At 50.9% G+C, this 7,204-nt stretch carries 6 protein-coding genes; 4 read left to right on the forward strand and 2 right to left on the reverse strand.

Translation table 11 applies throughout. The features are described 5' to 3' along the window. The first annotated feature begins 404 nt into the window (after positions 1-404). From A3754_RS14100 to A3754_RS14115, 4 genes are all read left to right on the forward strand, one after another. Entirely contained in the window at positions 405-1,175 is a 771-nt protein-coding gene (locus A3754_RS14100; RefSeq protein WP_007150678.1) for an SDR family NAD(P)-dependent oxidoreductase, read from the forward strand. Positions 1,176-1,398: 223 nt separating this feature from the next. Further along, positions 1,399-2,082, forward strand: coding sequence for a response regulator transcription factor (locus A3754_RS14105; RefSeq protein ID WP_063520204.1), 684 nt, complete (start codon positions 1,399-1,401; stop codon positions 2,080-2,082). A 144-nt stretch (positions 2,083-2,226) separates the two neighbouring features. Continuing rightward, complete coding sequence (nosP, locus tag A3754_RS14110; protein ID WP_063520205.1) at positions 2,227-3,384, forward strand: nitric oxide-sensing protein NosP; 1,158 nt, start codon at positions 2,227-2,229, stop codon at positions 3,382-3,384. Positions 3,385-3,439: 55 nt separating this feature from the next. Beyond that, on the forward strand, positions 3,440-4,792 hold the full coding sequence (locus A3754_RS14115) for a hybrid sensor histidine kinase/response regulator (RefSeq protein ID WP_231880635.1): 1,353 nt from the start codon (positions 3,440-3,442) through the stop codon (positions 4,790-4,792). Between the two features lie 37 nt (positions 4,793-4,829). Here the strand turns inward: A3754_RS14115 and A3754_RS14120 are convergent, their stop codons facing one another. Together A3754_RS14120 and A3754_RS14125 are read right to left on the reverse strand one after the other, a co-directional pair. Continuing rightward, on the reverse strand, positions 4,830-5,516 hold the full coding sequence (locus A3754_RS14120; protein ID WP_063520207.1) for a pentapeptide repeat-containing protein: 687 nt from the start codon (positions 5,514-5,516) through the stop codon (positions 4,830-4,832). A 49-nt stretch (positions 5,517-5,565) separates the two neighbouring features. Then, positions 5,566-7,204 (reverse strand): methanol/ethanol family PQQ-dependent dehydrogenase (locus tag A3754_RS14125; protein ID WP_063520208.1); only part of this gene is annotated, 1,639 nt, incomplete at its 5' end.

Genomic DNA, 7,204 nt, shown 5'->3' on the forward strand with positions numbered 1-7,204 from the left:
GGCGCACCTGAACGCTGGCTTGCTAGGTATCGTCGGTCTGAGGTGCAACTCAGCCGATGGATTCTTTATCGGCGTATGAATAGGTGCGGGGTGGGGCCAAATCTCCTACCGTCTGTACCCTTGGGTCAGATGCTCCTTTGGTCCCTCCACCCCGGCAAGTCCTGCATGGTTGCAGGAAGAGCATTCAAACATACAAGTTCCCTTCCAGGGGACGAACCGCGCGCAGCGCGAAGGGCGTTCTGGGTATGGCAGAGCGGGGTGGATTTTTAGGGTACTGCTGCTTAGCGTTTTGCCACCTTCGTTCGCGCCCTCAACGGCGCTCCTGCAGCGGCTTTGTAGCAAGTGATGGATGTTGAAAGCGGAGAGTGAGTTTGCCTCGCCGCGGTTCCACGAAGGAGAGCACAATGGATCCGATTCTCGATTTTACCGGCAAGACGGCACTGATTACCGGTGCCGCCAGCGGGTTTGGCAAGTTGCTGGCAGAAGAACTGGGCAAGCGCGGTGCCGCCTTGGTGCTGGGCGATATCAATATGGATGCGCTGAATCCGCTGGCCGATGCGCTGGCGGGGCAGGGCGTTAAGGTCGCTGCGTTGCGTTGTGATGTCTCCAGTGAGGCTGACTGCAAGGCCATGGTGGACACGGCGTTGTCCCAGTTCGGCCACCTGGACCTGGCGGTGAACAATGCGGGTATCGCCCACGGCTTTATTCCGTTCGCGGAGCTGACCGAAGAAGTGCTGGATCAGCAAGTTAATGTGAACGTGAAAGGCGTGATGTTCGGCATGAAGCACCAGATTGCCGCCATGAAGGCCAGCGGTGGCAGTATCGTCAACGTGAGTTCCATGGCCGGGTTGGGCGGTGCGCCCAAGATCGGTGCCTACTCGGCGGCCAAGCACGCGGTTATCGGCCTGACCCGCACGGCGGCGATCGAATATGCCAAGCGTAATATTCGCGTTAATGCGGTCTGCCCGTACTACACGCACACGCCGATGGTGGATGAAGGCAACCTGTCAGAGAACAAGGACAGCGTGCATGCCATGCTGGCCGCAGGGTGCCCGATGAAGCGCCTGGGGCAACCGGAAGAAATCGTTACGGTCATGCTGATGCTGTTGTCCCCGGCCAACAGCTATATGAATGGGCAGACTCTTGCGGTGGACGGCGGTGTCTCTGCATTCTGACCGGTTTTATGCATTTCTTTGCCCTGCTGTCCAGCGGGGCGTTATTTCCTATTCAGGAAAATACTACTTTAGAACAATAGCGCCTTCAGTCTTAAGACCATAGAGTAGTGGACGATACAGGCTGTTTAGACTGGCTTGGTCATTGTTTGAGCCAGCTAAACATGGAGTCTCTGACGATAAGTACAATAACCCAGTACTTCAGGGTGATAGGAGAGTGCCGTCCATGTACCAAATCCTAATCGCAGATGATCACCCTCTTTTCCGCGAGGCTATTGCTCGTGTAATTGATGATGGCTTTCCTGGAAGCACTTTGCTGGAAGCCTCGGGGCTTGATGGTGCTATAGAGATCATCGATCAGAACGATGATATCGATTTGGTCCTGTTGGACCTGAATATGCCAGGTATGCAGGGCTTGAGTGGGCTGGTGCAACTGCGAAACCAGTTTCCCGGTGTGCCTGCGGTGATCGTTTCTGCCGAAGAAGATAAAAAAGTTATATTGCAAACAGTGACTTACGGAGCTGTAGGGTTTATTACCAAATCGACACCCCGTAAACAGATGATTAGTGCACTTGAGCAAATTCTTTCCGGGTCGATATATCTTCCCTCAGATATTATTCGATCAGGCGGTGGTTCTGTGCAGGCGCGTCATCAGGAGCCAGGGTTGTTACCCGAGCTATTGGAAAGTCTGACACGTAAACAACTTCAGGTGTTTGAAAGAATGACCCGGGGCGAATCCAACAAAATGATTGCCTACGAGTTGAGCATTGCTGAAAGTACGGTGAAAGCTCATGTATCAGCCATTTTGAGAAAGCTGGGAGCCACAAATCGAGTACAGGCGATTCTGTCAGCAAGTGATATCGATTTTGGAGCCTATTTGAAACATCCAGGTCGTATGGCGGAACAATAGGCATGCTCAATGATTCGGTTTGTTATGATAAATCGAGTAACAAAAGCCCAACGACTGTTTCCTTCACTGGGACAACAATATTCCGCAGAATTAGCCAGCAAAGGCGCCAGGAAATAGCGCGACAATAAAAAACGGGAGAGTCTGATGACTGCCGCCCCTCTAAACGCTGTGCTAACAACGTTCAGTAATGCCGCCAATGAAGAGGTTGCAGCTGCCGAGCTGGCTGCAAAGCTGAAAAACCCGAACTTGGGTTTCGTACTGTTCTTTTGCTCAGTGGAATATGATCTTGATCGTCTGGCTGCAGCCATGCGGGATAACTTCGCTGGAATTCCCATGTCAGGCTGCACCTCCTGCGGTGAAATTACTTCCAAAGGGTATGATCAGGGATCAATTGTGGCCATTGGGTTTGATCGCCGGTTATTCACAGTCAGTCAAAAGCTTGTGGAAAATGTGGACAGTTTCGGCCTTCTCGATGCCCAGCAGCTTGTCGATGGCTTGCTAACCGAGTGCAGCGAAGGTATGACGGAGTCACCCGCAGAGCACAATACTTTTGTGCTAACGCTGATGGATGGGCTATCAGTGAATGAAGAAATGGTCTTGGCTACGCTTAATTCGGCGTTAGGCAGTATTGCCTGCTTTGGTGGCTCGGCGGGGGATGAATATAGATTAAGCGGCACTTATGTTTATAGCGATGGCGGTTTCACCAGCGAAGCCGCCACGGTGATAATGATTTCTACCTCATTAGATTTCGAAGTGTTCAGCACCCATCATTTAATTCCTGAAAAAACCAAGTTTGTAGTTACTTCTGCGGATCCGGAAAAGCGTACCGTCTATGAACTCAATGCTGAACCAGCGGCAAAAGCCTATGCACGGCTGATCGGTGTTTCGGTTGAAGAGCTGGACGATATGACATTCGCCTGTTCGCCTTTAGCGGTACGTATTAATGATGGCTACTATGCACGTTCTATCCAGCGAGTTAACGATGATCTTAGCCTGACGTTTTATTGTGCAGTTGAAAATGGCATCGTTTTGACAGCAATGAAAACCGACTCCTTGCTTGATGATCTTGAAACCAAACTCAGTGCCATAGAGCGTCGTATGGGACCATCATGGTTAACGATTGGGTGTGATTGCTGCATGCGTTATGCGCAAATTGAGTCGGAAGGTATGGTGGACCAGGCATCGGCATTGCTTCGTCGATACGGGGTGATCGGCTTCAGTACCTATGGGGAGCATGTTGACGGTATGCACCTTAATCACACATTGACCGGGGTTGTCATTGGACAAAGAAACCGTCTCTGAATCGGGTCCGACTGAGAGGGAGCGCTCTCCCTGGGACCTCCATGAAGCACGGCTAATGGCTGAAAATGCCAGGCTGAGCAGGATTTGTGATGCCTTGATAGAAAGGGTGGAGGCAAGCAATATGGCCCCCACCGCCCCTTATGCAGCATTTCAGCATTCAGTTGTTCTGGCCGAGCAGGTGCGTGAGCGGACTCAGGACTTACGTGATGTAAACCAGAAACTACTGGAAGAAATAGAAGAGCGTCGCCACATAGAAATGCAGCTACGCGAAGCACGGGAAAAAGCGGAGCAGGCGAACCTTTCTAAAACACGCTTTGTTGCAGCGGTGAGCCATGATTTGATGCAGCCACTGAATGCTGCTCGGCTCTTCACCAGTGCGTTGCAGGAAAAGCCAGAGAATATGACGTTTCAGCTCGCTCATATCAGCACAGCGCTGACTGATCTTGAATCACTCATTACTACACTTTCAGATGCTTCAAAGCTGGATGCCGGAGTAGTAACGGCTGAGCTCGAAGTTTTTCCATTAAGTCGTTTACTGGATGTTCTAGCTGAAGAGTTTAGGCAAATCGCGCAACAGAAAGGTCTGCGATTTCGTTATGTTCCTTGCGCATCCTTGGTTAGATCTGATTCACAATTATTAAGCAGAATCCTTCGTAACCTGTTATCTAATGCGGTTCGTTATACAGAAAGTGGCTCGATCTTACTGGGTTGCCGGAAACGCGATGAGGGGGTTGAGGTTGTGGTCACTGATACCGGAATAGGTATTCGTGATGATCAACATGATGAAATATTTAAAGAGTTCAAACGTGGAAAGCAAGCCGTAAGACACCACGAGCGAGGCTTGGGTCTGGGCTTGGCTATTGTGGAAAAAATTAGCGATATACTCTCCCATCCCTTGCGTTTTCACTCTCAAGATGGGAAAGGGTCAAGCTTTGGTTTATTAATCCCTATTGCTGAGCCTGAGGCTTATATCCGCAGAGCTTTGTCAGAAGACCCTTTTGTAGATCAATCTCTGCAAGGACTGCGTATTTGGGTGGTTGATAACGATGAGGCAATCTGCATTGGGATGCAAACCTTGATGGAGGGGTGGGGGTGTGATGTGGTGGTCGCTGATTCGTTAGCCTCTTTACGTAGTAAGGTGGATACCGGCGCTGACGACGCTGATGTATTACTAATGGATTATCATCTGGATCCAGGGACAGATGATGGTATTACTGTTGCAACGTTCATTAATTCTGGCCGTCAAATCCCATTACCGGTAATGCTGGTAACGGCTGATCGTAGTGCAGAGCTAAAACAACGCTGTATCCAGAATGGATTTATGCAGATTTACAAGCCATTGAAGCCATTAAAGTTGAAAATGGCGTTGAAGAATTTGTCCGGCAGGTTAAAAGGAAAAGAAGAGTAGCCCCCGCCTGACAGAGAAGGGGGCTGAAGTCCGCGGTTTACGGTCCAGGTCCGTCTTTATAAGCCCAATCAAAGGGGCAAGCGGTGCACCCGTGCATGTCCATGCTCTGGAAGTTTCCATAGCGCAGGTTTGCGCCTTCCAGGTTGGCATTGCGCAAACTGGAAAGGTTTAGCTTAACCTCTTGAAGGTTGGCATCCTGGAGGTTAGCACCATTGAGTTTTGCTTTATTGAACCAGGCCATCTCCAGGTTGACGCCTGTCATATTGGCATTGTTCCATTCAGAACGAGTCAGCCGGCCAAACTCCAAATTCGCACCAGTTGCATCCACGTTGTGAAAAATTGCTTTCTGGGCAAACAGGTTCCAGCTTTGTATGGCAATCAAGCGAGCGCCGGTAAGGTCTGCCATGCGCAGGTTGGTGCTCATTAGGCGCGCCCGGCTCATATTCGCGTTGCGAAGATTGGCTTTTTCCAGATTGACTCCCTTAAGGTTGCTGTGTCGCAGGTCTGCGCCTTCAAGATTGGCGCCTGCAAAATTTGCTCCCGTCAGGTCTAAGCCGCTAAGGTCCGCACCTTTTAGGTCCGCACCTGCGCAGTCGGTGGCTGGCTTAAGTTGGCAACCATTATGGCTGGGAATGTCCGCGCTAAAGTCGTCAGCATGAACGCCGCCATTTAGAGCCAGGAAAGTGACTAAAGTTATTGCTCGAGATAACGTTATAAGTTTCATTATATTCTCCTGGAAAAGCGTCAGCCCGCAATGCGGGCTGACGTTCCTGTTACTTGCTGGCCAGGTCCTTGGCGAATTTGGGGAGTTTAAATACCCAGAAAGAACCGCCTTGGGAGATAGGCTTGGTTAGCTCAGCCATGTCACCGCCCCAGAGTGGTACTGCACCGCCGTACCCGGCTGTTACACCAATGTACTGCTCGCCATCCATTTCCCATGTGATCGGTGGAGAAATGATCCCGGTACCGACCTGGAACTTCCACAGCTCTTCACCCGTTTTCGCGTCAAAGGCCTTGAAGTAACCGTCACCTGTACCAGTGAAGACCAGGTTACCTTTGGTTGCGAGCACGCCGGCCCAGAGAGGCATGGGTTCTTTATGTTCCCAGGCCACTTTACCGGTAGTCGGATCCATAGCACGAAGGATGCCAACGTGGTCGTCGAACAACCGTTTAATGCGGAAACCCATGCCGAGATAGGCAGAACCAGGCTGATATTCAACCTCTTCGGTCCAGTAATCTTCTTTCCAGTGGTTGGCAGGAACGTAGAACAGGCCCGTGTCCTGGCTATATGCCATAGGGTTCCAGTTTTTGCCGCCAAGGAAAGGAGGAGAAACCTCAACTGCTGGGGATCGAGTTTCACCATCCTTGAGACGTGCAGGACGTTGGCCATCGACTTCAATGGGGCGACCGGTATCCAGATCAATACCTTTAGCCCAAGTAATACCGTCTACGAATGGGAATGCATTGAGAAGTTTACCGTTAGCACGGTCGGTCACATAGAAGAAACCATTGCGGTCAGCGTGAGCGCCGGCTTTATGTTTCTTGCCTTTCTTGTCCTTGTAGTCAAAGAGAACGATTTCGTTATTACCCGAGAAATCCCAGGCATCGTTAGGTGTATGTTGATAGAACCACTTGATTTCACCGGTAGTTGGATCAACACCGACTTGGCCTGATGTGTATAGGCTATCGTAGTCGGCAGGGTCACCGTCTGGTGCAGTACGCGCCCAGCCGTTCCAGGGAGCCGGGTTGCCAGCGCCGATGATGATGGTATTGGTTGATGCATCAAAGGTAGCGCTTTGCCATGGTGCACCACCACCTTGGCTCCAGGCTTTCACTTTACCTGTTTCTGTATTGGGGTCATCAGGCCAGCTAGGCGCCCTTGGGTCGCCACTTGGGGTGCTGTCTTCACCGTTAAGACGACCAATGTGCCCTTCCACGAAAGGACGCATCCAGACTTCCTCACCCGTTGCAGGGTCGCGCGCAAACAGTTTCCCGACAACACCAAATTCGTCACCGGAAGAGCCATGAATCAACAGAACTTTGCCGGTTTTTTGATCTTTAACAATGGTTGGCGCGCCAGTCATTGTATAACCGACTTTATGATCGGCGAACTTTTTACGCCAAACGACCTTACCCGTGTCTTTGTTCAGAGCCACTACGCTGGCATCAAGGGTGCCAAAGAAAATGTTGTCGCCATAAATGGCGGCACCGCGGTTTACAACATCACAGCAAGGACGAATGTCGTCAGGTAGACGATGTGAATAAGTCCAGATGCGTTTTCCAGTTTTAGCATCAACAGCGAAAACACGGGAGTAGGAACCCGTTACGTAGATCACGCCTTCATGCACAAGGGCTTGAGATTCCTGGCCTCGCTGCTTTTCATCACCGAATGAGTAAGACCACGCAGGGGTA

Source organism: Alcanivorax sp. HI0083 (genome assembly GCF_001635175.1).

Bases quoted from the DNA above. Each gene is read 5' to 3' on its own strand.
- A3754_RS14120 (WP_063520207.1), bottom strand. From the start codon at position 5,516: ATGAAACTTATAACGTTATCTCGAGCAATAACTTTAGTCACTTTCCTG.
- A3754_RS14100 (WP_007150678.1), top strand. From the start codon at position 405: ATGGATCCGATTCTCGATTTTACCGGCAAGACGGCACTGATTACCGGT.
- nosP (WP_063520205.1), top strand. From the start codon at position 2,227: ATGACTGCCGCCCCTCTAAACGCTGTGCTAACAACGTTCAGTAATGCC.
- A3754_RS14115 (WP_231880635.1), top strand. From the start codon at position 3,440: ATGGCTGAAAATGCCAGGCTGAGCAGGATTTGTGATGCCTTGATAGAA.
- A3754_RS14105 (WP_063520204.1), top strand. From the start codon at position 1,399: ATGTACCAAATCCTAATCGCAGATGATCACCCTCTTTTCCGCGAGGCT.